Here is a 25,129-nt window from a genome sequence, read left to right on the forward strand (position 1 = left end):
AAGCCTCAGTCGTCGCCGGTGACGCGCAGGATCTCTTCCAGCGTGGTCACCCCGCTGTCGACCCAACGCTGGCCGTCCTGACGCAAGGTCCGCATGCCGGCACGCCGCGCCGCCTCGCGCAGTGCAGGTTCACCCTGCCCTTCATGGATCAGCGTACGCACGCGATCGTCCACCACGAACAACTCGTGGATGCCGGTACGCCCCCGGTAGCCGCTGTTGGCACAGGCCGCGCAACCCACCGCGCGCCATACGGTACGGCCGTCCCCATCCACCTCGGCACGCCGGCATTGGGTACACAGCCGCCGCACCAGCCGCTGCGCCAGCACACCGCGCAGCGACGAGGCCAGCAGGAACGGTTCCACGCCCATATCGGCCAGGCGCGTCACTGCCGAGATCGCGTCGTTGGTATGCAGGGACGCCAGCACGCCATGGCCGGTCAGCGACGACTGCACCGCAATCTGTGCGGTCTCCAGGTCGCGGATCTCGCCGATCATGATGGTGTCCGGGTCCTGGCGCAGGATCGCGCGCAGCGCGGTGCCGAAGCTCATGCCGATGCGCGCGTTCACCTGGATCTGGCCGATGCCGGCGAAGTCGTACTCCACCGGGTCCTCCACGGTGAGGATGTTGCTGGTGCTGCTGTCGAGCTGGCCCAACGCGGCGTACAGCGAGGTGGTCTTGCCACTACCGGTCGGGCCGGTGACCAGCACGATGCCATGCGGCTGCCGGATCAATCCGGTGAACGTGGCCAGGGTGTCATCGGCCATGCCCAGGCGCTGCAGCTGCAGACGGCCGGCATCCTTTTCCAGCAATCGCAGCACGGCGCGCTCGCCATGCCCGGTCGGCACCGTGGAGACTCGGATATCCAGCGGACGCCCACCCACGCGGATCGCGATGCGCCCATCCTGCGGAAGGCGCTTCTCGGCGATGTCCAGGTGGGCCATGATCTTGATGCGCGATACCAGCGCTGCGTGCAGTGCGCGCCGTGGCTGCACCATGTCGCGCAGCGTGCCGTCCACCCGGTAGCGCACCACCGAATGGGTCTCGAACGGCTCGATGTGCAGATCGCTGGCGCCATCGCGTGCGGCCTGCGCCAGCAGCGCGTTGATCATGCGGATCACCGGCGCATCATCCTGCGCGTCCAGCAGATCGGTGACTTCCGGCATGTCCTGCATCAGCCGGTCCAGATCGACTTCGCTCTCGGCGGCACCGACCACGGCAGCGGCGTCGCCGCCGTCACGGTACTGCTCAGCCAACCGCTGCTGCCACGTCGCGGCATCCAGTACCTGGAAGGGCAACGGTCCATGCCGGCGGCGCAGTTCGGCCACGGCCCACGCTGCGGTATCGACGGTACCCAGCAGCACAGGCTCACCGCCAACCTCGGACAGCATCACCCCATGGCTGCGCACCCAGGCGTACGGCAGTGGCGCGGCGGCGCTCACGGTCCGATCACCAGTTCCGGCGTGTAGCCCAGCCCGCGCAGTTGCTGCAGTGCCGGATCCAGCGTCGCCGGGTCGCGCGGCAGCCGCACCCGCAGGCGCTGGCCACTCTCGCCCGGCGTCGCCTCGGCATAGGCCTGCAGGCCCAGCGCCCGCACCTGCGCCACGCCCTGGCGGGCACGGGTCGGGTCCAGCCCCTGTGCGAACTGCACCAGCTGCGCATCGCCGTCACCGGCCGGATACAACGCTGCCAGGCTGGTGTTCTGCAGCGGCTGGCCCTGGCCATCGCGCGCATTGCCCTGGCCGAGTACAGACAGGTCCTGCGGCGGCAGCTGCGGTGCCGACAGCGCCGGCAATGCCCAGCTCTGCACCGGTTGCGCGCCAGCCTGCGCGTTGCGCATGTAGTCATAGCGGTCGCGGGTCAGGCGCTGGCCGGCGGCCGGGTCACGCACCACGTGCGGACGCAGGAACACCATCAGGTTGGTCTTGGCGCGCCTGCGTGTGTCGCTGCGGAACAAGGCACCCAGCACCGGAATCTTCCCCAGCCCCGGCACCGCGTCACGGCCATGGCTGACGCTGTCCTCCAGCAGGCCACCCAGCACCATGATCTGGCCATCGTCCAGCAGCACGCTGGTATCCAGTGCGCGCTTGTTGGTGATGATGCCGGCCGTGCTGTTCGCGCTCTGCGCATCGATGCTGCTGACTTCCTGGTAGATGTCCAGCTTCACCGTGCCGCCCTCGGAAATCTGCGGGCGTACCCGCAGCTTCAGGCCCACGTCCTCGCGCACGATGGTCTGGAATGGATTGTTGCTGCCGCCGCCACCGTCGGTAACGTAGCGGCCGCTCACAAACGGCACGGTCTGCCCGACCATGATGCTGGCCGCCTCGTTGTCCAGCGTCATCAGGTTCGGCGTGGACAGGATGTTGGCACCGCCCTTGCTCTGCAGCGCGTTGGCCAGCGCCTTCATGTTGAGGATCTGGCCGACGCCGGGCAGGTTGATCGTGCCGTCGATCACCCCGATCTTCAGGCCATCCTTGGGCAGCACGTCCAGGGTGGTGCGCGCGGTGGTGTTCAGCCCGCTGCCACCGCTGGTGCCGCCAAAGTGGGTGCCGCCGAAGGTGCGGCCATTGCCCAGCATCCACTGCACGCCCAGTTCGGCCGCGTCGGTCTGGTTGACCTCCACGATCAGGCTTTCCACCAGCACCTGTGCACGGCGCTGGTCAAGCTGGTCGATCACCCGTCGCAGGTTGCGGTACACCGGTTCCGGCGCCGAGATCAACAGCGTGTTGGTGGCCACGTCCGCCTGTACCGAAATGCCGTTCTGGCTGAAGCCGGTGCTCCCGGCGTCGATCGGGTCGCGGCGGTTCGGATCCAGCCGCTGCGATTCCAGCGCATTGCTGCCGGTTCTGGCCTGCTGTGGCTGCGACGGCTGCGCCGGTGCGGAACGGCCTGCATCGCCAGGCAGTGGCGTGATGCCTTCATTGCTGCCCACTGCCGGCGCATCGCTCTGCCCCGCAACCACGCCGCGCAGCACGCCGGCGAGCTGATTGGCCTGGGCATTGCGCAGGTAGACCACATGCAGGTTGCCGGACTCGTCCTGCGCGCGGTCCAGCTTCTCCACCAGCTGCCGGGCCAGACGGGTGCGCCCGGGACTGCTGGAACGCAGCAGCACGCTGTTGCTGCGGGGGTCGGCCATCACCACTACCTTCTGGCTGGGCTCTGCGCCCTGCGCATCCAGCAGCGGCGCGACCATCGCCGCGACGTCTACGGCGATGCCCTGCTGCAGCTTCACCACATCGGTGTCCATGCCGGCCGGCGTGTCGACGCTGGCGATCACCCGCGCGATGCGCTCCAGGTTGTCGGCATAGTCGGTGATCACCAGGGTGTTGTTGCCCGGGTTCGCCGTGATCGGATTGTCCGGGCTGATCATCGGCCGCAGCACCGCCACCAGCGCGGCGGCGTTCTCGTAGCGCAGCGGAAAGGTGCGCGTGGCGATCTCGCCCCCTGCACCGCCACTGCCCACCCGGCCACCGAGCAGCTTGGCGTCGGCCTGCGGCACCACCCGGCTGACGCCGCCATTCTCGACCACGGCGAAGCCGCGCATGCGCAGCGCGCCCAGCAGCAGCTGATAGGCCTGGGTACGGCTGACCGGGCCATCGGAGACCACCGTCATCTTGCCGGTCACCCGTGGGTCGAGCAGGAACTGGCGGCCGGTGAACCGTGCCGCCATCCGCAGCACGCCACCGATGTCGGTATCCACCAGGTTCAGCTGCACCGGCTCATCGCGTGTGTCCTGCGCTGCCACCGGCGCCGGCACGTGGGCCATGCCCACGATCAGGGCCAATGCAGTACTGCAGGCAAGGCTGCGCATCGCCCTCATGGATGGGCACCCGCAGTGGCCACCATCACGATGTTTCCGGAAATCCGTGCCGCCGGCATGTTCGCGTCCCCTGTGCGTGTCAGTTGCAGCTGCTGCAGCTCGATGGCCGGGTCGGCCAGCAGCGGCAGCAGCCAGTTCCATAGCGCATCGGCGGGCACCGCCTGTACCTGCAGGTGCCAGCGCCCGTCGCGCGTTTCGATATGCAGGCCATCGGCAAGGCCGGCGGTCTTTATTCCATCGCGCAGCCCGGCCAGTGTCGGATGCTGGCCCTGCGCCAGCTGCTGGCGCTCACGGACGCGCAGCAGCGGTGCCAGTGCGCGCGACTGCGCCTGCAGCCGCGGTAGCTCGGCCTGCCAGTGCGTGCGCTGCTTCAGCAGTGGCTCCAGCCACAACGACCACAGGCCCGCCACCAGCAGCGCCACCACCATCACCCACAGCATCCGCCGGTCGCGCGGTGGCAGGCGTTGCCAGCGCTGCTGCAGGCCGGCCAGCCCCCCGCCCAGCCGCAGGGTGCGGGCCGTCACTGTCCCGCTCCGCTCACCCGCAGGCGCCCACCGGCGTCGCGCGTGAGCAGCAGACCCTGCACCTGCAGCGCCTGCTGCCAGTGCTCAAGCCGCTGCGGATCGTCGGCCAATGCCTGGGCATCGGCATCCAGCTCCATGTCGAGCTGGCCGGGCTGGTAATGCAGGCTGCGCACCTGCCCGGCCAGTTCCGGAACCGCCAGCAGCGTGCTGGCTACCTGCCGTTGCAACGGCGGCAACGGTGGCGCCGGTGGCGACACCGCCAGAGCACGCCTTGCCTGCAGCACCGGATCCACCACATCGGTGATCTCCGGGAAGCGTGCGCTGAACTGCCGCGCCATGTCCTGTTGCAGCGCCTCGCCCTCGATCCGCCAACGCCAGACCTGCAGCTGCAGGCCGAGCGCGGCCAGCAGCACTGCCGCCAACGCGAGGCCGATTGCCAGGCGTGGCGCTTGCCGACCCGCACCGGGCAGCGGCAGTGACCACCCCGGCAGAGGGCCACATGCCTGCCTTTCATTCATGACGGCGGTGGCCGGCAGGCTGTCCGGCCACGCCGGCGGTACGCTGCCGATCCATTGCACGGCCTGCACGCCGGCCTGTCGCAGGCGCACGGCCAGCGCCTGCATGACTGCACACGCATCACGTCCGCCATACCACTGGACGAACCCCCGATCGCGCCCGCTTCGCACCAGCAGGTGCTCGCCGCTGACCTGCAGCGTGGCCTGTCCGTCCTGCCAGGGCAGCAGCAGCGGCGTCGGATGGAGTGCCTGCAGCTGCAGTCCGCACGAGGTCAGCAACTGCTGCGCCTGCAGGACCGCCTGCTGGCCGAGCCAGGCCACCGGAACCGTGCCGTCAGCCGCCTGCGCACCGTGGGCCAGCGCGACGTCCTGCAGGTCGTCCAGCAACATCGCCTCCACCTCACCCTGCAACGCCAACTGCAGGCGGCGCCCGGACAACGGTGGCAGCTGCAGTTCCAGCAGGATCAGGTCGCTCGGATCGAGGCAGGCATGCACCGCAGCCCGCGGATGCCGCAGACCCAGCGCCGCCAGCGTGGCGCAACCGTGGGCCAGCACCTCGCCCTTGTGCAGCTGCGCCCAGTCCACCGCGCTGTCGGCGTGCAGACCCTCAAGCGTCGGCAGGCGCACCCGAAGCTGCCCGTTCATGCGCCGATCCTCGTCCACACGCGTTGCACACGCACACAATCGTCGCGGTACTCGCGCCAGAGCAGCGCGCGGAAATCAACCGTGCTGCCGTCAGCCTGCACCCGGCCGACAGCCAGGAACCACTCGCTATGGATACCCAAGGGAAGTACCGCCATCTGTTCGTTGCTCAGTTGGAGTCGGTTGGCGATGTCGCCGCGATTGAGCAGCCAATGGCCAGCGTCGCGCTCACCGAGCAGCGCCTGCAGCCGTGCCGGCTCGACCACAGGCGTCACCGCCTGCAGAACGCGCAGGTCGCTGGTGTTGGCGTTGACCAGGGTCTGCGCCGGCAACACCACGGTGCGTCGCGCCAGCGCCTGCAACGCCACCGGATCGGCACCCGGCAGCGCCTGTTCGATCAGTGATTCGCGCGGCAGCGGGGCCTGCGCCTGCATGTCGCCATCGCGCAGGCGCGCCTGGATGTGGTCTGCGGCGGATGCGCAGGCGCCCTGGCCCAGCCCCTGCCCGGCGCACAACGCGATGAACGCGCGCCGCGCCTCGGGGTCCGGCCTGCCATGCGCAAGCAGATTGCGCAGGTTGAACATCGACTGCGCATCGACCAGCTGCAGCTGCACCGGCAACGGCGCCTGCAGCTCCAATGGGCGCGCCCAGCGCCCGCTGCGCACCGTGGTCAGCTGTTCCTTTGCATCCTCACGCAGCTGCTGCGCCGCACGTTCCAGCGTTGCGTCCACGGCCATGCGTACCTGTGCGCGCAGCTGGTCACCACGCAGCGCGCGCAGCTGGGCCGACTGCCGGGTGAGCAGTGCAGTGGCAATCACTGCCACCAGTGCCACCACCAGCAGGGCGACGATCACCGCCATGCCACGTTGACGGACACTCGAAACAGACCGCATCCGGGCTGACATCGGCCTGCCTCACAGCTGCCAGGAGCCGATGTCCGCGTTCCCGGCGTCGCCACCGGGCTTGCTGTCCGCACCCAGCGAGAACACATCGATGTCGCCATGTGTGCCAGGTACCTGATATTGGTACGGATGGCCCCACGGGTCGTTCGGCAGGCGATCCAGATAGGGCGTAACCGGCATCGCGCCACTGCCCTGCGGCGGCTTCACCAGCGCCTGCAGGCCCTGCTCGGCGCTGGGATAACGACCATTGTCCAGCTTGAACAACTTCAGCGCCTGCATCAGCGCCGCGATGTCCTGGCGCGCTGCCACCACGCGCGCCTGGTCGGGACGGTCCATCAAGCGCGGCACGATCAATGCCGCGAGAATGCCGATGATCACCACCACCACCATGATCTCGATCAGGCTGAAACCCTGCTGCCGAGCCCTGCGACCACCCACCTGCCTTGCCATTGTTCCGCCCTCGTCATCCTGGAAGAGACCGCTGCGCCATGGTCAGCGGTGCATGTGTCAGTACGATAAACATCCGCCGGCAATTCGCTGCGCATGTGCCTGCGCAGGCGCCGGCGCAGCCGGTACGCGTGCCGCCTCGAGCAGGTGTGGCGGCACACTGGACAGCGTTTCGTCGATGCAGCCGCGCAGCAGCGGAAGCGCGCACGCCTGCAACAGGCGCACGCACTGCATCGGCGACCACGCGGTGCCATGGTCGAGGCCGATGAACGTGCGGTAGGCCTGGTGATAGCGCAGATCGTCGTACACGCGCTGCGCACTGTTGAGATCACGCACGACCACCAGCAGGGCCGCACGTTGCAGCAGCCGCGCATCGCCTGCGTCAAGCGGCAGCGCGTTCATGGCTGCTTCGGACCACGGCCGCAGCTGCAGATCAAGGGCGCGCCGCAGCGCCGCCAATGGATGCGCGCTGCTGTCCAGTGCCGCCCAGCGCGCCGCATCGGCCCAGGCATCACTGGAAAGCACCCAGACCCACGAGTGCCCGTAGCGTTGCACATTCAAGGGCGTGTGCCGCGCCTGCTCCAGCGACCGGCTCAGGTGGCGATCCAGCTCCAGCATGCTGATCCTGCGACTGTCTGCCATCTGCGTCGCCCGTGCTCCGCGACGCGTGGTGCGTCGTACTCTGGAGAAGACGTCAGCAAGGCAGGTGAAGCGACAGCGCGAATGCCGCTCTGTGCGCTGGGTGGTGCTTCATCGGCAACGTTATCGCAGCGTCATCCGCCTGCAGGCTTCGCGCTGCAGGCGCGGTGCGTCACCCCCGCAGCGGCGGGCCAGTACCGCAACGTCGCTGCGCGCGGCGAACGCGATCAGTGCGTCGGTCATCTCCACGTCATCGCACCATGACGCCATCGCAATGCGCACCGCCGGCAGCTGCCAGCCGTCCATCAGCCCGCGGGTGCCCGCCACGAACCAGTGCCACAGCCGATGGTGCAGCACCTGCTCGTGCAGCTGCGCGAGATCCCTGATGCCATGCATGTCCATCAGCAGCAGTGCGCGTGCCAGCGCCGCAGGCGGCAACACACCGGTTTCAGCCAGCGGCAGCACCTGCTGCTGCAGGCGCAACAGCATCGCCAACGGGTGCGACTGCGGATCGAAGTCCAGCAGCACGGCCTGTTGCTGCCACTGTGCGTCCGATACCACGCATACCCATGGCGAGCCGTAGCGGTGCACCATCAACGGCCGTCGCTGGGTGGTTTCCAGCAACGCCGACAGATTGCGGCGCAGATCCAGCACACCGATGGTCTCGTTGCGCATCCTTGGCGTCTCCTTGCTTGCAACAGCCCTGCGCGGCGCGCACGGCCAGCGTCTTCACCTAACCAAGGACGGCAATGCCACCTGGAAAGCGACGCAGATCCAGCGACATCGTCAGTCGCAGCTGCTCCAGCGCCGCATCCGGATCATCGATGCGGAAGCGGCCGCTGACCGGGGCGCGCGCCAATGCCGATTCACCCAGCAGCACCTTGCCGCGGCGGTAGCGGTTGATCTCCTCCACCACCTCGCGCAGCGGCGCCCGGCGGAACACCAGCATGCCTTCGGTCCAGGCACTCACTTCCGAGGCCACGGCTTCGGCCACCACGCCACTGAGGCGCTCGTCGTACCGGGTCTGCTGGCCCGCCTGCAGCTGCAGGCGGCCCTGCGGGTGCTCGATCCGGGCGCTGCCCTGCAGGCAGGTCACCCGTACCTGGCCGTGGGTGTTGCGCACGTCCAGGCGCACCGCCCCTTCATCGGCAATCACGCAGCCCGCCCCTGCGAACAGGGCCAGGCGCAGGCCGGCCCGGGTCTCGATCGCGGCCTGGCCCTGCACCAGCTCGAAGCCTTCGCCCTCCGTGTCCGCACGGCGGCGCAGGCTGCTCTGCGTATCCAGCTCGATCTTCAGCTGTGGCGAAGGTGCGATCTGCAGCCGTTCACCGGTACCGGTGTGGAAATCGGCCGTCATCGCCGTCACCGAGGGCCACAGCCCCAGCGGGGGACGGATCGCCGCCACCACTGCCAGGCTGGCCGGGGCGGCAATCGCGGCGCCCAGGAAGGCACGCCGGCTCCAGCGCTGGGCCGGCGTCGGCGCGACCGGTTGGCGTGCGGCGGCAGGCAGCTGCTCGCCGGCCAGGCGTACCTGCTCCCATTGCCGGCGCGCACGGCCGAATGCTTCGCGATGACGGGGATCAGCCTCGCACCACGCGCGGAAGCTGCGCCCGTCGGCCGCGGTAGCCTCGCCCGAGGTCAGCCGCACCACCCACGCGTGCGCCTGGCGCTCGACGGCATCCAGCGGGCGTTGCGGGTGATCGTCAGGATCCATGGGGGCTCATGCCGGACCCGCACGCTGCGGGGTTCTGCTCGGCGTCAAAGTGTAGACGGTTGCCGCCGCTCAGAACCGCACCTGGCGCCCCTGCACGCTGCGCTCTGCCAGGTAGTCCTGGGCCGCCTTCAGCTCACGCTGCACCAGCCGCAGCGACACGCCGAGGTGATCGGCGACGTCACGCTGCTGCAGGCCATCGACGCGGATTGCCAGCAGGATGCGGCGACGCCGCTCGGGCATGCGCTGCAGCAGGCCCACCATGTCCTCCAGCGCGAAGTCCAGTTCGGCCGCCTGCGCCGGCCCCGGTGCCGGGTCGGCCATGTCCATCAGCGTCTCCACTTCTTCCAGGCTCAGCAGGCGATGGTCGGCACGTTGGCGGTCGATCACGGTATTCATCGCCATGCGCAGCAGGTAGGCCGCAGGGTTCTGCACGGCGTCCAGGCGGTCACGGCGCGCACTCAGGCGCATCCAGGTGTCCTGCAGCGCGTCGCCGGCCAGCTCCTCCGATCCCAGCTTGCGCACCAACCGGCGTTTCAGCTCGTCGTAGGCCCCCAGAAGGTGGTCCATCAGGTCAACTGCGCCAGCCGTACCGTTGCTCATGTTCGAATCCTTGAAGTCATGGAAGGGGCGCGCGCCGGCCACAGTCGTGGTCGGTGCCGGAAGGACGGATCTGCAGGGTCACCGGCTGCGCCAGCGCGGCGGCCTCGGTCGCCAGCACCAGGCCCTGCAGCGCCTGCAGCAGGCGTGCATCGCGGCGGGCACTACCACTGCCGGACAGCAGCTCGGGCTCGCTCACCCGGCCCGCACTGTCGATGCGGAAGCGCAGCGTCGCGGCGTAGCGGCCGGGCGCGATCTCCGGGTCGTCACAGAACGCCGCACGCAGCCGCTGCTGCAGCCCGCCATAGCGACGCCGACGTTCGGCCTCGGGAAGTTCGGCGCCAACACCGGGTTCGGCCGCCGAGGACGTGCCCCGGCGCAGCACCACGCGCTGCGCGCCGATCACCTCGACCTCGATGCCGGAGTCCTGCAACAGCACCTGCAAGGCAGGCAGCGGCTCCAGGCTGGCGCGCAGCGCATGGCTGCTGCGGCCCGCGGCCAGCTCGCCCGGGTACATCACCGACCACCCACTGATGACGCTGAAGCGCTCGACCGCCTGTTCCAGCGGTTGCGCAGGGATGTCGTAGGCATGAACTCCGTCCTGCCCGGCAGCGGCAAAGGACAGCAGCAGCCACGCGACGATGGCCACCTTCCAAGTTCTGACCGCATGGTGTCCATTCAGCCCCCTGACGTAGAACACATGACCCTCGGCAGCGACAGCAGCTGCAGTGGACGCGCACCAGGACCAGCACCCCGGCCCGCGCGCGACCCGCAAGCGGGCTCAAACCGTAGCGGGGCCACATGTCATTGCGATGACCGCCGCCTACAGCCGACCTGAAGCCAGTCACCCATCAGGAATCAATGAATCGAACGGACCACCTCATCCACGCCTGGGGTCAGAGCCCGTTGCGCAGCAACGGGATCCGACCCCGTGCCGACCCAGACGTGTCGACCAAGGTCGACACCCACCAGGAGCAGTTCATGCCGTTCCGGCAGATTGCGGGGAACTGTCGAAGGCGGGGTGGGTCTGGTTGCAGGGGTGTCCGCGGCATGGATGCCGCGGCCAAGCCCCCATGGAAGGGTTTACGGCGTCCCCTGCAACCGGACCCACCCCGCCATCCAACGGAATGCACGCTGTTGCTTCGGCTATTGCTTCTGGGGTTGCCGGCCAGCGGCCGGCACTACCCGCGGGCGCCGGGTGCAACCCGGCCGCAAACCCCCGCCCTTCACAGCGGCAGCTGGGTCGTCTGCTTGATCCGCTGCATCGGAATCTCGGTCTTGGTGTTCTGCACCCCGGCGATCCGGTTCAGGTGCTGCATCTGGAACTGCCGGTAGGCATCAAGGTCGGCCACCGCCACCCGCAGCAGGAAATCGCAGTCACCGGCCATCAGATGGCATTCAAGCACTTCCGGGAACGACTTGATGCTGTTGATGAAGTAATTGGTGGTGTCCTCGTCCTGCCCGCGCAGCCACACCCGCACGAACACCGTGAAACCACGGCCCACCTTGGCCTCGTTCAACAAGGCCACATAGCGGTCGATGTAGCCGCCCTCCTCCAGCAGACGCACCCGGCGCAGGCAGGCCGACGGCGACAGCCCGACCTGGCGAGCCAGCTCCAGGTTCTGCAGGCGGCCGTCGCGCTGCAGGGCGTCGAGGATACGCCGATCGAGGTTGTCGAGCTGATACTGCATGGGATTTCGCCCTTGTCACTTTTGGCCGCATGAAATATCAATCATCCAGAATCCAGTGGCATCAACGCAACCCGATTTCGTGATCGGACCGCTAGCATGGGCCACCCCCACCTCGTTGTGCCGTTCCATGGACGCCCGTACCACCCTCCCCCTGCCCGACACCTGCGATACCGCGCCGCGCGCCGAATTCCTGCGCGGCCTGCGCGCCGCCGTGCCGGTGATGATCGGTTTCATTCCCTTCGCCCTGGTGCTCGGCGCGCAGGCCGCCCAGAAAGGCCTGAGCGCACTGGAAGTGCCACTGATGACGGGCCTCAACTTCGCTGGCGGCTCGGAGTTCGCCGCCGTCGAACTGTGGACCTCGCCACCGCACATCGCACTGATCGTGGCGATCACCGCACTGGTCAACAGCCGCCATCTGCTGATGGGCGCCAGCCTGGCCCCACTGCTGCAGCACCTGCCGCGCCGCCGGGTGCTGCCGGCGTTGTTCTTCATGTGTGACGAAAGCTGGGCGATGGGCGTGGCCGATGCGCGCCGCCGTGCGCTCGGCTTCAGCCTGGCCTATTACCTGGGCGTCTCCGCGGGCCTCTACACCGTCTGGGTGGCCTGCACCGCGCTGGGTGCGATCGTCGGGCCGCTGCTGGGCGACATCCACGCCTACGGCTTCGACATGGCCTTCCCCGCCGTGTTCCTGGTGCTGCTGCGCGGCATGTGGCAGGGCATGAAGGCCGCGCGCCCGTGGCTGGTCAGCCTGGTCGTGGCCGCCGGCACCTATCTGCTGATCCCGGGTGCGTGGTACGTGGCCAGCGGCGCATTGGCCGGCCTGGCCGCCGCCTGGCTGCTGGCGGAGGACGCAGCATGATCTTCAACGGCCTGATCCACTGGTCCTCGGTGCTGACCATCGTGCTGATGGCCGCCGCCACCTACCTCACCCGCATCGTCGGCTTCCTCGCGCTGCGCAACCGCACGCTGGGCAAGCGCGCGGTGACGGTGATGGAAGCCGCCCCGGGCTGCGTGCTGATCTCGGTGATCGCTCCGGATTTCGTCGCCGACAAGCCCGCCGACCTGGCCGCGTTGGCGATCACCCTGCTGGCCGCCACGCGGCTGTCGATGCTGCCGACGGTGCTGATCGGCGTGGTCTCTGCGGGTGTGTTGCGCTATCTGATGGGGTAGCTACCGGACCGCCGGGCAATGCCCGGCGGTCCGTAGTGGCGCAGCAGTGCAATCACGCGCTGCTGCTGGCCGCCAGCAGGCACAGGCTGCGCGGCGGCAGGGTCCAGGCACCTGCTTCATCCGGCTCCAACGGCGTTTCGTCGGTCTGCAGCAGTACGCGCCGGAACGACAAGGCTTCATCCGACACACTGAACCGCTGCGGCTGGTCTCCGGCGTTCAACAGCAGGGCCAGGCTGACATGCCGCCCGGGCTCGCGCAGGCCGCTGTCCGGGCTGCGGCCGTCCAGCACGATCAGCAGCGCACGCAGCCCTGCGTCATGCCAGTCCGCTTCCTCCATGCTGCGGCCGTCAGGATGCCGCCAGTCGATATCGCGCAGGCCTAGCGCTTCATCGTATTCGCCACGCAGGAACCGGTTCCTGCGCAGCAGGCCATAGCGTCGGCGCAGCGACAGCGCCCGGCGTACGAACGCCACCTGCGCCTGTGCAGCCGGCGATGCCGCACGCTCCCAGTCGATCCAGCTCAGCGGGTTGTCCTGGCAGTAGGCGTTGTTGTTGCCCTGCTGCGAATGGCCGAACTCATCGCCGGCCAGCAGCATCGGCGTGCCCTGCGCGAGCAGCAGCGTGGCCAGCAGGTTGCGCATCTGCCGCGCACGCAACGAGAGGATCGCCGCATCATCGGTGTCGCCCTCCACACCGTGGTTGCTGGAGAGGTTGTGCGAGTGGCCATCGCGGTTGTCTTCGCCGTTGGCCTCGTTGTGGCGATCGTTGTAGCTCACCAGATCGTGCAGGGTGAACCCATCGTGCGCCGTCACCAGGTTGATGCTGGCCGAGGGCCGCCTGCCATGATGTTCGAACAGGTCGGCCGAGCCGGTGAAGCGCGTGGCGAATTCCGGCAACTGGCCGCCATCGCCGCGCCAGAGCGCGCGCACCGTATCGCGGAAGCGGTCGTTCCATTCCGCCCAGCCCGGCGGGAACTGGCCCAGTTGATAGCCGCCCGGGCCGATGTCCCATGGCTCGGCAATCAGCTTCACCTGGCTCAGGACCGGGTCCTGGCGTACCGCATCAAGGAAACTGCCCGAGGCATCGAAGCCATGCCGCTCGCGGCCAAGGATGGTGGCCAGGTCGAAACGGAACCCATCCACCCGCATCTCGGTCACCCAGTAGCGCAGCGAGTCCATCACCATGCGCAGCGCGCCGGCATTGGTCAGGTCGAACGTGTTGCCGGTGCCGGTATCGTTGATGTAATAGCGGCGATCATCGGCCAGGCGGTAGTAGCTGGCATTGTCGATGCCCTTGAAGGACAGCGTAGGGCCCAGCTCATTGCCTTCGGCGGTGTGGTTGTAGACCACGTCCAGGATCACTTCGATGCCGGCACTGTGCAGCCGCGCGACCATCTGCTTGAACTCGGCCACGGTGCCCAGCGACAGGTAGCGTGGCTGCGGCGCGAAGAAGCCGATGGTGTTGTACCCCCAGTAGTTGCGCAGCCCGCGCTCGAGCAGCTGCTGGTCATCCACGTAGGCATGCACCGGCAGCAGCTCGATGGCGGTCACCCCCAGATGGCTGAGGTGGTCGACCACCGCGTCGTGGCGCAGGGCAGAGAAGGTGCCGCGCTCGGCCTGCGGAACACCGGGGTGCTGCATGGTCAGTCCGCGCACGTGCGCTTCGTAGATCACGGTCCGGTCCCAGGGCGTTGCGGGTGCACGTTCGACACCCCAGCTGAAGGCCGGATCGATCACCGCGCAGCGTGGCATGTAGCTGGCGCTGTCGCGGCGGTCGAAACTGAGATCGCCATCGCGGTGGCCCAGGGTGTAGCCGAACAGGTGCGGCGCCCACTTCAGCTCGCCGACGATCTGCTTGGCGTAGGGGTCCAGCAACAGTTTGTTGGGATTGAAGCGATGCCCCTCCTCCGGCGCATACGGGCCGTGCACCCGATAGCCATAGCGTTGCCCGGGCCGCACGTCCGGCAGGTAGCCGTGCCAGATCTCGTTGGTGTACTCAGGCAGGACGATGCGCTCGACTTCCCGGTTGCGCGCATCGAACAGGCACAGCTCCACCCGGGTGGCATGCCGCGAGTACAGCGCAAAGTTCACGCCCAGCCCGTCCCACGTCGCGCCCAGCGGGAACGGCCGGCCTTCGCGCACGCGCGAGGTCTGCGTCCACTTACGGCTGGCCATCGGTGCCCTCCTCGCCGCGCGCCACGGCAATCTCGGCCTCCACCAGGCGCTCGGCCATGTGCCAGTGCCGCTGCTGCTGATCGTCCGGGCGCCCCTCCGCTTCCCAGATCTGGTGGGCCAATGCCTCAATCCGCTGCCGTCGTTCCCTGCTGTCCATCCCTACCTGTCTCCTCGTTGATCCATATCGCCAGCGGGCTGCCAGCCAGAAGCCTGCCCACGTCCGCGGTTGCGTTGAAATGTTCGATGCGCCCGTCCAGGAGGTTGCGCATGGGGCCTGTCGGCACACCGTGCAGTGCTGCGCCGGTGCCGACGTCGTGCGCGGCGTGCAGGCTGGGCCCAGGCACGGCGGCGGGCGAACCCCGCCGCACGATCACCAGCAGCACCTGCGCCTGATGCCTGCGCGTGAACGCCAGCCACGGCGAGCGCGCAGGCGCGGACAGCGGCTGCAACTGGCCATGCAGGAACAGGTGCGGGTGCCTGCGGCGGCACTCCAGCAATTGCCGCAGCAGGAATGCCTTGATGCCACCGTCCCGCCAGTCTTCCAGCAGCGCGGGCCACCCGCGCGTATCGCGCAGCCACGCCTGCCGCGCTGGATAGTCCACGGCACGCCGGTTGTCCGGGTCCACCAGGCTCAGGTCCCAGCCTTCGCCGCCCTGGTAGAGGTCGGGCACGCCGGGCAGGCAGTGCTGCAGGCACAGCTGCGCCAGGCCGTTGCAGGCGCCGGCCGGCGCGATGCGCGCCACGAACGTCGCCAGCGCCTCGCGCACCGGCTGCAAGGGCGCTGCGTCCAGCAGCGCGTGCAGCCACTGCGCGGCGGCCTCCTCCACGGCCACATCCGGGTCTGACCAGCTGCTGACCCGCTTGCCCTCGCGCAATGCCTTGGTCAGCCATTGCACCATCCTCGAGGCGAAGTCGGCGCCAGGGGCACCGTGCATCGGCCATGCGACCACGAGCGCCTGCCACAGTGCGTAGGCCTCGGCACCCGGCAACGGCATCGGCGCGCCGGCGCGGGTCGACATCCGGTTCCAGCGCCGCACAGCGTCCCGCCATTCGAACGTGCAGGTACTGAGAACCGCCAGCCGTGCCCGGCTGTCGGCGCCGCGCTTGTGATCGTGGGTCGCAAGCGCAAGCAACGCCCTGGGATGGCGACGCAGGCGCGCAGTGGCGTGTTCCAGCAGCGCGCGCCCCTCCATGCCCAGCCGCTGCGGATCACTGCCGACGTCGTTGCGCGAGAGCAGCCTGAAATAGCGATAGAACCCGGTGTCTTCCACCGACTTGGCATTCAACGGCGCGGCCAGTTGACCGAAACGCGCACGCAGCACGCGCTCGGCCTGCGCCTCGCCGGCAAGCGCTGCCAGCAACAGGTCCAGCGCCGCGCGTGCGGCACCGTCCAGTGCCAGGCGCGCTGCGGCGGCAGCGTCCGCCAGCGCCTTTCGTTCACCCGCCCCCTGCAGCGAATAGGGCCGGTAGGTGCGGTAATGCCCCAGCACGGAAGCCAATGCGCGGGCCAGCGCAGCCACTCCGATATCGGCTTCGGCCAGCCGCGGCTGCAGGACCTGCTGCGCGCTGCGCAGCAGCCGCTGGAAGTCGGCATGAAGGCCCTGGCGCAGCAACATGGCGCGGGCGTCCTGCTGGATCCGGTCGAAGCTGCGCGGGTCACCGCCCAGCGCCTGCCACGTGCGCGAGAGCGCGGGTGCAGCCGCCGGATCGTGCAACCAGGCACCGGCCTGGTCCATGAAGTCATAGCCGGTGGTGCCGTCGCAGGCCCAGTCGTCGGGCAGCTGCTCGCCCTCGGCCAGTATCTTCTCCACATGCAGGCTGACGGCCTGCGGGTCACGACCGCCGGCCGCGCAGGCGGCGTCGAGCGATTGACGCAGGCGCTGCAGGTACGCGCCCGGGGAGGCCAGGCCATCCACGTGGTCGATGCGCAGGCCGTCCACCCATCCCTCGCGTACCAGCCGCAGCGGCAGCGCATGCACTGCCTCGAACACATCCTCGCGCTCCACCCGCAGCGCGGCCAGTTCGTTGATATCGAAAAAGCGCCGGTAGTTGACCTGATCGCCGGCCGTGCGCCACCAGGCCAGACGGTAGTGCTGCCGCTGCAGCAGCGTGTGCAACCGTTCAACGCTGCGGTTGCAGCGTTCGGCCCACGCCGGCCACTGCGCGGGTTCCAGCGGATGGCTGCGCGGCGACAACGGCAATGCCAGGCCATGGTGGCGCAGCACGGGCCGCGCGTTGTCCACCACCACGCGCACCACGCCGTCGCGTACCGCGTCGTGCAACGGCCGGTCCAGTACCGGCAGCCAGAGCCGGCCCTCGCAGCCCGGCGCCTCCCACTCGATGTCAAACCAAGCTGCGTGCGGGCTTCGAGGCCCGTGCATCAGCACATCGCTCCACCACTGGCTGTGCGGGGACGCCGCCAGATGGTTGGGCACGATGTCCAGGATCAGGCCCATGCCGTGCGCGCGCGTCACTTCCGCCAGCTGCAGGAAGCCCGCTTCACCGCCCAGTTCCGGATTGATGCGAGCCGGGTCGACGCCATCGTAGCCATGCGTCGACCCGGGCACCGCCGCAGCGATCGGTGACAGGTAAAGGTGGCTGACGCCCAGCGCGGCGTAGTACGGCACCTGCGCGGCAGCCGCTCCGAGGTCGAAGCCTGCGTGCAGCTGCAGGCGCGCGGTGGCACGCAACCCCGTCATTGCCCGGTCCTGCGGCGCGTGGCACTCAGGCGCGCCACGCGCGCATCGGCCGCGTCAGCATCCCACGTCGGCGGCAGGCGGCGGCGCCAGTTGGGATGGCCGTCGACGGTGCCTGGCAGGTTCACCTGTGCGCGACCGCCCAGCGCGTCTTCCAGCGGCAGCAACGCCAGCCGGGACGCCGCGTGGGCGACCAGAGACAACGCCCTGGCGTCCAGCGGCGCGCCCTCGCCGCCAACCACCGCAGACAGTGCCTGCGCGTCGCTGGCGCGCGCGCGCAGTGCCGCTGGCAGATCCGCCAGCTCACCCAGGCGTGCACGCCAGCGCAGGTCACGCCCGCGCAGCCAGCCGGCCAGCGGTGGCAGGTCATGGGTGGAGGGCATGGCCACTGCATCGCGGCGCCACTGCGGCGCCGGCAGGAAGCGCGCGCCGTTGCGGGCAAACGGCAGCACCTCGATGCCCAGAATGCCCCGGGCTGCCAGCCGCTGGCGCATGCCCGGCGGAACCACGCCCAGGTCTTCGCCGATCAGCACGCAGCGATGCCGCCAGGACTCCAGCACCAGCAGGTTGATCAGATCATCGAACGGATAGCGCAGGTACACGCCCTGCCCGGCGCCCGCGCCACGGGGCAACACCCACAGCCGCAGCAGGCCCAGGATGTGATCGATGCGCAGGCCTCCGCGGCCGGCCATCACGGCGCGCAGCACGCGAAGGTAGGGTGCGAAGCCCTCGCGCTGCAACGCCATCGGTGACCAGCTGGTGATGCCCCAGGCCTGGCCGAGCGGATTGAACGCGTCCGGCGGCGCCCCCAGCTCAAGTCCCTGCAGCAGATCAGCACCCCCGGTGCGTGCCTCCACGCCCTGCGGCGCGCAGCCCACGGCCAGGTCGGCAATCAACCCGATCGAAGCGCCCTCGTCGCGCAGCGTGGCGTGTACCTGCGCCCAGCCCTGCTGTGCCAACCACTGCGCAAACGCATGGTCGTCCGCGCTGCCGGTGAACCGGTCGGCGGCATGCTGGCAATAGTGCCGCAGCGGATCGCCCTGCATGGCACGCCAGGTTTCGATCTGCGCGTGCTGCGACGGTGCCTGCGCTGCAACCCATTGGCGAACCTGCCGTATCCAGCGCCACTTCACTGCCGCCGAGTGCGGCCAGTCGATGCGACGTGCGGCAGTCCCCGCTTCCACCGCCGCCGCCAGCGCCTCGTCCCCGCCCAGCACGCTGTTGGCGGCATCGGGCAATACCTGCGGCAGGGAGACCTGCAGCGGGTCGAGCCAGCGCCGGTCGCTGGGCGAATAGGGGCTGTAGCCTGGGCCCGGTGGCATGCCCGCGTGCAGCGGGCTCAACGCCAGTGCGTCGCCGCCGTGTCGGTGCAGCAGCTCGCTCCATCGTGCACAGCCGGCACTGTCACCGATGCCGGCATCACCGGGTGCGCGCAGGCTGTAGACCTGCGCCGACAGGCCCCAGCCGCGCAGCGTGCCCCGCGGCCACCAGGCACGCTGTGGCGCCACCGCAACCGCCTGTTGCTGGTCGCCCCGGCGCCACTGCCAGTAACCCGGCTGGTCCGGCACGCGCCAGCGGCCCTGCGCATCGGCACGGGCGGGCAACGCTGCGCCCTGCGCATCCACCCAGCACGCTGCGCCGGCTGCCTCCGGCATCACCAGCAGCTGTCCGCAGCAGGCCGTGCGCAGGCCAGCGTGCTCGGGCACCGCCTCGCACTGCAGCCCCTCCAGCACGGCGCGCAGCACGTCCGGCGCGACCTCGCGCGCGGCACCGGCCACGTCGGTCCAGCGGACCAGCAGGCCCGCACGGCGGGCCGTCTCCCGCACCGCTGCATCCGTATTCATGCGGCGACCCAGCAGGCCAGCACGCCGCCGCCTGCCGGCAGCATCCCGGCAGCGTCCGGCCCCACGACGCACTCGCCGGCCGGCACCGCATGCGCCACCGGCACAGGGCCCACGTTGATCGCGATCCACCATTGGCCCGATGGCAACTGCCAGCCCGCCTGCACCGCGCCTTGGCCCAGCACGCGCGCGCCCAGCGACCGCGCCTGCAGCAGGCCCGGCTGCAGATAGCGCCTGCGCAGGCCGAGGAACTCACCCGTGCAGCGCAGCCAGTGCTGCGACCAGGGATCATCGCCGGGCGGCGGCGTGTACGACGCCTGCAGGGTCGCCGCATCGTTCGGGTCCGGAATACGCGCGCGTGCGGCGGCCTCGGCAAAGGCGCTGAAACCAGCGAACTCACGTCGACGCCCTTCGCGCACCGCCTCGTCCAGCGGCGGCGCGTAGTCGGTGAAGAACAGGAACGGCGATTGCGCCTGCCACGGCTCGCCCATGAACAGCAGCGGGATCATCGGCGTCAGCAGGGTCAGCGCCAGCGCCGCGCGCAGCGGCGCAGGATCGGTCAGCATCGACAGGCGCTCGCCGAAAGCGCGGTTGCCCACCTGGTCATGGTTCTGCGCGAATACCACAAAACGCGCGGGCGACAGGTCGGCGCTGGGTTCGCCGCGGGGATCGCCGCGCAGGTCCGGTTCACCCTGCCAGGCGAATCCTTCGGCCAGGCAGCGCGCCAGCAGTGCTTCGGCGCGACCGGCATAGCCCGCGTAATAGCCCTCCTGCTCGCCGGTCAGCATCACGTGCAGCGCATTGTGAAAGTCATCGTTCCACTGTCCCTGGTAGGCGCCGCGCAGCCACCGCGCCTGGTTGCGTTCGTTCTCCAGCACCAGGTGCGCGTGCGGGGCCACCGCACGTACCTCATCGGCCAGCTGCTGCAGGAAACGGTCATCGTCAATGGCGTGCACCGCGTCCAGGCGCAGGCCATCGAAGCCGTAGTCGCGCAACCACATCAGCGCGTTGTCGATGAAAAAGCGCCGCACCCAGGGCTGGCAGAAGTCGATGGCCTCGCCCCACGGCGTGCTGCGGTCGTCACGGAAGAACCCGCGCGCGTAGTCGCGCAGGTGGTTGCCCTGTGGTCCGAAGTGGTTGTAGACCACATCCAGCAGCACCGACAGCCCTGCATCGTGCGCCGCCTCGATGAAGGCCCTCAGCGCTGCCGGCCCGCCGTAGGCATGGGCCGGCGCATACGGGAACACGCCGTCGTAGCCCCAGTTGCGCTGCCCGGGAAACTGCGCGACCGGCATCAGTTCAATGGCGGTGATGCCCAGCGCGGCCAGCATCGGCAGTTGCGCGGTCAACGCCGCGAAGCCGCCCCCGGCCTCGATATGCACCTCATAGATCACCAGGTCCTGCCAGGCATGCCCCTGCCAGGCAGGCCCCGTCGCGTCGGTATCCAGCACCACCGCGCTGTCGCCGTCGATGCCGTCCGGCTGCCAGCGCGAGGCCGGGTCGGGCACGTCCTGGCCAGAAGGCAGGCGGAACCGGTAGCGGTCGCCATGCGATGCCGGCGTTCGCAGCCAGTGGCAGCCGTCCGGCTCGCGTTGCATCGGCCGCTGGGTGCCGTGCAGGCACAGCGCCATCGCGACTGCGTCCGGCGCCCACACCCGGAACTCCACCTCGTCACCGGCCACCGGCCATGCGCCCAGGCGCGGCGCCATTGTCGTCATGCATCAACCTGCAGGTAGAGCGTGGACAGCGGCGGCAGCGTGAGCCGCAGCGACTGCGCGTGGCCGTGCATCGGCCTCGGCTCGGTATGCACTGCGCCGAGGTTTCCCGCATTGCCGCCACCGTAGTACGCGCTGTCGGTGTTGAGCCGTTCGCTCCAGCGCCCCGGTTGCGGCACCCCGACCCGGTAGCCGTCGCGACGCAGCGGGGTGAAGTTGCTCACCACCAGCAGGGTGCGGCCGCTGCCGGCAGGATCCCGGCGGATGAAGGCGTAGACGCTGTTGCGACTGTCGTCCGCCACGCTCCAGTCGAAGCCGCGTTCGTCGCGTTCGTCGCGATGCAACGCAGGTTCGGCGCGGAGCACGTTATTGAGGTCGCCCACCAGGCGCGACAGGCCCTGGCCCTCGTTGCTGGCCGCCCGTGCCCAGTCCAGTGCCGCATCGTGCGACCACTCATGGCCCTGGCCGAACTCGCCGCCCATGAACAGCAGTTTGCTGCCCGGGTGCGCCCACATGAAGCCGTAATACGCGCGCAGCTGGGCCAGCCGCTGTGCCGGCTCGCCCGCCATCTTGGCCAGCAGCGCGCCCTTGCCATGCACCACCTCGTCGTGGGACAGCGGCAGCACGAACCGTTCGGAGAAGGCGTAGACCAGGCCGAAGCTGATCTGGCTGTGGTGATGCGAACGATGGACCGGATCGCGCCCCAGGTACTGCAGGGTGTCGTGCATCCAGCCCATGTTCCACTTGTGGGTGAAGCCAAGCCCGCCCTCCTCCACCGGCGCGGTCACCCCCGGCCACGCGGTGGATTCCTCGGCGATCACCAGCACGTCCGGGAAGCGCTCCCGCAGCGTCTGGTTCATCCGCCGCAGGAAAGCGACCGCCTGCAGGTTCTCGCGCCCGCCCTGCTCGTTGGGTACCCACTCCCCCTCGGCACGGCTGTAATCCCGGTACAGCATCGACGCTACGGCGTCCACGCGCAGACCGTCGACATGGAAGCGCTCCACCCACTCCAACGCACTGCCGATCAGGTAGGCGGCCACTTCGTTGCGGCCGTAGTTGTAGATCAGCGTGTCCCAGTCGGCGTGCACCCCTTCGCGCGGGTCGGCATGCTCGTACAGCGCGGTGCCATCGAACCCGGCCAGGCCATGCGCATCGTTGGGGAAGTGCGCGCTCACCCAGTCCACGATCACTCCCACGCCGGCCTGGTGACAGCGGTCCACGAAGCGTGCGAAGGCCTGTGGCGTGCCATGGCGTGCGGTCGGCGCGTAGATCCCCAGCGGCTGATAGCCCCAGGAACCGCCGAAGGGATGCTCGCTCACCGGCAACAGCTCGATATGGGTGAAGCCAAGACCGGCCACGTACGGAATCAACCGGTCGGCCAGGGCATCCCAGTCCAGCGGCGCACCATCGTCGCTGCGCTGCCAGGAACCCGCATGCACTTCGTAGATCGACAGCGGCGCGCAGGTTCCGGCCAGGCGGCGGGCCGCCAACCAAGCATCATCGTGCCACTCCATTTGCCCAGCCGAAGGCACCCGCGATGCGGTCGCCGGTGGCAGCTCGGCCCAGCGCGCCATCGGATCGAACTTGTCGGGCATCACCCGGCCGTCGGCGCCGACGATGCGGAATTTGTAGCGGGCACCGGCCTGCACGCCCGGCAGGAACAGCTCCCACACGCCGGCGGTGTGACGCAGCCGCATCGGATGGCGCCGGCCGTCCCACCCGTTGAAATCGCCAACCACGGCGACCCGCTGGGCATTGGGCGCCCACACCGCGAAGCGCACGCCCGCAATGCCCTGCACCTGCATCGGCACCGCACCCAGCTGCCGCGCCGCATCGGCATCACCGGCATGGAACCGCTGCAGCAGGGCTTCGTCCAACAGTGGACCGAACGCATAGGCATCGTGCACCTGCTCCACGCCCTGTTCGAAATGCAGGGCAAGCAGCGGTATCGCCGCGTCACCGGCCGCGCCCTCGAACAGGCCGGGCAACGGGCCAGGGGACAGGTTCCAGCGCCGCCCATCGTCTGCAATCACCTCGACGCGCTGCGCATGCGGCACCAGCACGCGCAGCTGGCGTCCGCCTTCTGGCTGGCGATGCGGGCCCAGCCAGGCGAATGCATCGGCCGGGCGCGCGTGGACGAGGTCCTGCAGCGCCGGGGCGATACGCTGATCCAATCCCGTCTCCGTGATCGCTTCATCCTCCAGGGCGGCCAGATGGAGGCTGTCGTGGCTCATGCGGCCACCTGGCAGGTCTGCTGGTACAGGGCCAGATACGCGCGACCGGCCGCATCCCAGCCACCCGGCCGCAGCATGGCGGCGCGGCGCATGGCCTGCAGCAGGCCGGGCAGGCGGAAGGTGCGCATCGCCCGTTCCACGCAGCGGCGCAGGCCATCGGCATTGGCGCCGTGGAACAGGAATCCGGTCACGCCATCCTCGACGGTATCCACCAGCCCGCCGGTCGCGTGTGCGATGGGCAGGCAGCCGAAGCGCTGCGCGTACATCTGGCTCAGCCCGCAGGGTTCGAAGCGTGAAGGCATCAGCAGGAAGTCGGCGCCGGCAAACATCTGGCGGGCCAGCGCCTCTTCGAAGCCGATGAATGCGCCCACCCGTCCGGGGTAGCGCCGGGCCAGCGCCTGCACCTGCGCTTCCACCTGCGGCTCGCCGCCGCCGATGATGACCAGCTGGCCGCCGGCCGCCACGATCTGCGGTGCCACGTCGCAGGTGATGTCCAGGCCTTTCTGGTGCACCAGGCGGGAGACCACCGCGAACAGCGGGCCGGTCGACGGCGCCAGCCCGAACGCCTTGCGCACCGCATGCGCGTTGGTGGCGCGCCCGGTCCATTCGCCGATGCCGAAATGGGCCTTGAGGTGGATGTCGCGGCGTGGATCCCAGCTGGCGTCGATGCCGTTGACGATGCCACTCAGGTGTCCGCCGGCCGCCCGGCGCGCCAACAGGTCATGCAGCCCGCAGCCGTCATCCGGGGCGGTGATCTGCTGCGCGTAGCGCAGGCTGACCGTGTTCAGCCGCGTGGCATTGGTGATGCCGCCCTGCAGGAACGACATCTGCCCGTGGAAGTGCAGTTCATCCAGGTGTTCGGCCGGCACGCCCAGCACCGGCGCAAGCGCGTAGGGGAACAGCCCCTGATAGGCCAGGTTGTGGATGGTCAGCAGGGTCGGCACGGCTGTCCGGTCCCAACGTACGTAGGCGGCAGCCATGGCCACCGGCCAGTCATTCAGGTGCAGCAGCTGCGGCGCCCAGTCCAGCCCGGCGCGCCCGGCCGCAATCTCCGCAGCCGCATGCGAAAGCGTGGCGAAGCGGACCGCGTTGTCTTTCCACTCCTGTCCCTGCCCATCCACGTAGGGCGAGCCCTCGCGCTCGTACAGCCCAGGCGACAGCAGCACGTAGATAGGAAGGCCGTCGGCCTGCACCGCCATGCCGATCGTGCACGCGGGCAACCCGGCTCGGGCGCTGACCTGCCCCACCGGTCGCAGCTGTGGCAGGCGCTGCAGAACCTCCGGGTAGCCGGGCAGCAGCACGCGCGAATCACATGCACCGCGCACCGCACGCGGCAACGCCGCGGCCACATCGCCCAGTCCGCCGGCCTTGATGAAGTCGGCCATCTCGGTGGCGACGAACAGCACGCGCTGCACCAGTTCTGGGAGATCCAACGGTTGCGAGTGGCCGCGGCGAGTGCCGATCGGCACGGGCGTGAGCGGAGAGATCGCAACGGGTGAAGCGGACTGGGCGGCGCGGGCCATGGGGATGATCTCGGATGCTTCAGGCAGACAGACGCCAGCGGCGCCCGGACGGGCGCTTGTGCTGGGAAGGAAGTCGACGCAGGACGTGGGGGACGTCAGCGAGAGGCTCAGTACGACAATAGCCCTCCATGCGATCAATCAACCGTGAAGCCATGGCGATTTCTTTGTGACAAGGCGTCATGAGCTCAGTACACATGACAGGCGCCCGCCTCCTGCCCGTGTCTCTCCTGTAGAGCCGAGCCCGCGCCCGGCTGCCGGCAATCCCGTTTGCCGCGTGAGCCGAGCATGG

Annotated in this window: 21 protein-coding genes; 2 read left to right on the forward strand and 19 right to left on the reverse strand. The window is 69.3% G+C overall.

What is annotated here, in order from left to right:
- Positions 1-5 precede the first annotated feature (5 nt).
- The 12 genes from gspE to AC5P98_RS20190 form a co-directional block, all read right to left on the reverse strand.
- Positions 6-1,439 (reverse strand): type II secretion system ATPase GspE, encoded by a 1,434-nt coding sequence (gene gspE / locus AC5P98_RS20135; protein ID WP_080354472.1) that lies wholly within the window; start codon positions 1,437-1,439, stop codon positions 6-8.
- On the reverse strand, positions 1,436-3,817 hold the full coding sequence (gspD, locus tag AC5P98_RS20140; protein ID WP_049404344.1) for a type II secretion system secretin GspD: 2,382 nt from the start codon (positions 3,815-3,817) through the stop codon (positions 1,436-1,438). Before gspD ends, gspE begins: the two co-directional genes overlap by 4 nt.
- Positions 3,814-4,341, reverse strand: coding sequence for a type II secretion system protein M (locus AC5P98_RS20145; protein WP_049404341.1), 528 nt, complete (start codon positions 4,339-4,341; stop codon positions 3,814-3,816). Before AC5P98_RS20145 ends, gspD begins: the two co-directional genes overlap by 4 nt.
- Positions 4,338-5,501, reverse strand: coding sequence for a type II secretion system protein GspL (gspL, locus tag AC5P98_RS20150; protein ID WP_049404340.1), 1,164 nt, complete (start codon positions 5,499-5,501; stop codon positions 4,338-4,340). The genes AC5P98_RS20145 and gspL overlap by 4 nt, the downstream gene beginning before the upstream one ends.
- Positions 5,498-6,403 carry a type II secretion system minor pseudopilin GspK gene (gspK, locus tag AC5P98_RS20155; protein ID WP_049404339.1) on the reverse strand — a complete coding sequence of 302 codons (906 nt, stop codon included), beginning with the start codon at positions 6,401-6,403 and terminating at the stop codon, positions 5,498-5,500. The genes gspL and gspK overlap by 4 nt, the downstream gene beginning before the upstream one ends.
- A 9-nt stretch (positions 6,404-6,412) precedes the next feature.
- Positions 6,413-6,850: a type II secretion system major pseudopilin GspG gene (gspG, locus tag AC5P98_RS20160; protein ID WP_014647371.1), complete on the reverse strand. Its 438-nt coding sequence runs from the start codon at positions 6,848-6,850 to the stop codon at positions 6,413-6,415.
- Positions 6,851-6,907: 57 nt separating this feature from the next.
- Entirely contained in the window at positions 6,908-7,465 is a 558-nt protein-coding gene (locus tag AC5P98_RS20165) for a hypothetical protein (RefSeq protein WP_014647372.1), read from the reverse strand.
- A gap of 144 nt (positions 7,466-7,609) precedes the next feature.
- Positions 7,610-8,161, reverse strand: coding sequence for a hypothetical protein (locus AC5P98_RS20170; RefSeq protein ID WP_049404338.1), 552 nt, complete (start codon positions 8,159-8,161; stop codon positions 7,610-7,612).
- A gap of 58 nt (positions 8,162-8,219) precedes the next feature.
- Positions 8,220-9,200: a FecR family protein gene (locus AC5P98_RS20175; protein WP_049404337.1), complete on the reverse strand. Its 981-nt coding sequence runs from the start codon at positions 9,198-9,200 to the stop codon at positions 8,220-8,222.
- 69 nt (positions 9,201-9,269) lie between these two features.
- The gene (locus AC5P98_RS20180; RefSeq protein WP_049404366.1) at positions 9,270-9,800 is read right to left on the reverse strand and encodes an RNA polymerase sigma factor; all 531 of its coding nucleotides are present in this window, start codon (positions 9,798-9,800) and stop codon (positions 9,270-9,272) included.
- 16 nt (positions 9,801-9,816) lie between these two features.
- A complete protein-coding gene (locus tag AC5P98_RS20185) occupies positions 9,817-10,497 on the reverse strand; it encodes a TonB-dependent receptor (RefSeq protein ID WP_049404335.1) in 681 nt (226 codons plus the stop codon).
- Positions 10,498-11,023: 526 nt separating this feature from the next.
- On the reverse strand, positions 11,024-11,488 hold the full coding sequence (locus AC5P98_RS20190) for an Lrp/AsnC family transcriptional regulator (RefSeq protein ID WP_049404296.1): 465 nt from the start codon (positions 11,486-11,488) through the stop codon (positions 11,024-11,026).
- A gap of 127 nt (positions 11,489-11,615) precedes the next feature.
- On the opposite strand from AC5P98_RS20190, the gene AC5P98_RS20195 reads away from it, so the two are divergent.
- Positions 11,616-12,347 carry an AzlC family ABC transporter permease gene (locus AC5P98_RS20195; RefSeq protein ID WP_032959953.1) on the forward strand — a complete coding sequence of 244 codons (732 nt, stop codon included), beginning with the start codon at positions 11,616-11,618 and terminating at the stop codon, positions 12,345-12,347.
- Positions 12,344-12,658: an AzlD family protein gene (locus AC5P98_RS20200; RefSeq protein ID WP_032959954.1), complete on the forward strand. Its 315-nt coding sequence runs from the start codon at positions 12,344-12,346 to the stop codon at positions 12,656-12,658. Before AC5P98_RS20195 ends, AC5P98_RS20200 begins: the two co-directional genes overlap by 4 nt.
- Before the next feature lie 52 nt (positions 12,659-12,710).
- Here AC5P98_RS20200 and glgX read toward each other — a convergent pair whose 3' ends face one another.
- From glgX to glgA, 7 genes are read right to left on the reverse strand one after another with little or no spacing between them, the layout of a single operon-like run.
- Positions 12,711-14,831: a glycogen debranching protein GlgX gene (gene glgX, locus AC5P98_RS20205; protein WP_049404293.1), complete on the reverse strand. Its 2,121-nt coding sequence runs from the start codon at positions 14,829-14,831 to the stop codon at positions 12,711-12,713.
- Positions 14,818-14,988, reverse strand: a complete 171-nt coding sequence (locus AC5P98_RS20210) for a DUF2934 domain-containing protein (RefSeq protein WP_080281873.1) — start codon at positions 14,986-14,988, stop codon at positions 14,818-14,820. Before AC5P98_RS20210 ends, glgX begins: the two co-directional genes overlap by 14 nt.
- On the reverse strand, positions 14,957-17,530 hold the full coding sequence (gene treY / locus AC5P98_RS20215) for a malto-oligosyltrehalose synthase (protein ID WP_049404290.1): 2,574 nt from the start codon (positions 17,528-17,530) through the stop codon (positions 14,957-14,959). Before treY ends, AC5P98_RS20210 begins: the two co-directional genes overlap by 32 nt.
- Entirely contained in the window at positions 17,527-19,371 is a 1,845-nt protein-coding gene (locus AC5P98_RS20220; RefSeq protein ID WP_032959957.1) for a 4-alpha-glucanotransferase, read from the reverse strand. Before AC5P98_RS20220 ends, treY begins: the two co-directional genes overlap by 4 nt.
- Entirely contained in the window at positions 19,368-21,086 is a 1,719-nt protein-coding gene (treZ, locus tag AC5P98_RS20225) for a malto-oligosyltrehalose trehalohydrolase (RefSeq protein ID WP_495230185.1), read from the reverse strand. Before treZ ends, AC5P98_RS20220 begins: the two co-directional genes overlap by 4 nt.
- Entirely contained in the window at positions 21,083-23,317 is a 2,235-nt protein-coding gene (locus tag AC5P98_RS20230) for a 1,4-alpha-glucan branching enzyme (RefSeq protein WP_046430990.1), read from the reverse strand. Before AC5P98_RS20230 ends, treZ begins: the two co-directional genes overlap by 4 nt.
- Entirely contained in the window at positions 23,314-24,840 is a 1,527-nt protein-coding gene (gene glgA, locus AC5P98_RS20235) for a glycogen synthase GlgA (protein WP_080354467.1), read from the reverse strand. Before glgA ends, AC5P98_RS20230 begins: the two co-directional genes overlap by 4 nt.
- Positions 24,841-25,129 lie beyond the last annotated feature (289 nt).

The sequence above is a fragment of the Stenotrophomonas sp. YJH_SMC_135 genome (assembly GCF_059372355.1).

Bases quoted from the DNA above. Each gene is read 5' to 3' on its own strand.
- gspD (WP_049404344.1), bottom strand. From the start codon at position 3,817: ATGAGGGCGATGCGCAGCCTTGCCTGCAGTACTGCATTGGCCCTGATC.
- gspL (WP_049404340.1), bottom strand. From the start codon at position 5,501: ATGAACGGGCAGCTTCGGGTGCGCCTGCCGACGCTTGAGGGTCTGCAC.
- gspK (WP_049404339.1), bottom strand. From the start codon at position 6,403: ATGTCAGCCCGGATGCGGTCTGTTTCGAGTGTCCGTCAACGTGGCATG.
- gspG (WP_014647371.1), bottom strand. From the start codon at position 6,850: ATGGCAAGGCAGGTGGGTGGTCGCAGGGCTCGGCAGCAGGGTTTCAGC.
- AC5P98_RS20165 (WP_014647372.1), bottom strand. From the start codon at position 7,465: ATGCTGGAGCTGGATCGCCACCTGAGCCGGTCGCTGGAGCAGGCGCGG.
- AC5P98_RS20170 (WP_049404338.1), bottom strand. From the start codon at position 8,161: ATGCGCAACGAGACCATCGGTGTGCTGGATCTGCGCCGCAATCTGTCG.
- AC5P98_RS20175 (WP_049404337.1), bottom strand. From the start codon at position 9,200: ATGGATCCTGACGATCACCCGCAACGCCCGCTGGATGCCGTCGAGCGC.
- AC5P98_RS20180 (WP_049404366.1), bottom strand. From the start codon at position 9,800: ATGAGCAACGGTACGGCTGGCGCAGTTGACCTGATGGACCACCTTCTG.
- AC5P98_RS20190 (WP_049404296.1), bottom strand. From the start codon at position 11,488: ATGCAGTATCAGCTCGACAACCTCGATCGGCGTATCCTCGACGCCCTG.
- AC5P98_RS20195 (WP_032959953.1), top strand. From the start codon at position 11,616: ATGGACGCCCGTACCACCCTCCCCCTGCCCGACACCTGCGATACCGCG.
- AC5P98_RS20200 (WP_032959954.1), top strand. From the start codon at position 12,344: ATGATCTTCAACGGCCTGATCCACTGGTCCTCGGTGCTGACCATCGTG.
- glgX (WP_049404293.1), bottom strand. From the start codon at position 14,831: ATGGCCAGCCGTAAGTGGACGCAGACCTCGCGCGTGCGCGAAGGCCGG.
- AC5P98_RS20210 (WP_080281873.1), bottom strand. From the start codon at position 14,988: ATGGACAGCAGGGAACGACGGCAGCGGATTGAGGCATTGGCCCACCAG.
- treY (WP_049404290.1), bottom strand. From the start codon at position 17,530: ATGACGGGGTTGCGTGCCACCGCGCGCCTGCAGCTGCACGCAGGCTTC.
- AC5P98_RS20220 (WP_032959957.1), bottom strand. From the start codon at position 19,371: ATGAATACGGATGCAGCGGTGCGGGAGACGGCCCGCCGTGCGGGCCTG.
- treZ (WP_495230185.1), bottom strand. From the start codon at position 21,086: ATGACGACAATGGCGCCGCGCCTGGGCGCATGGCCGGTGGCCGGTGAC.
- AC5P98_RS20230 (WP_046430990.1), bottom strand. From the start codon at position 23,317: ATGAGCCACGACAGCCTCCATCTGGCCGCCCTGGAGGATGAAGCGATC.
- glgA (WP_080354467.1), bottom strand. From the start codon at position 24,840: ATGGCCCGCGCCGCCCAGTCCGCTTCACCCGTTGCGATCTCTCCGCTC.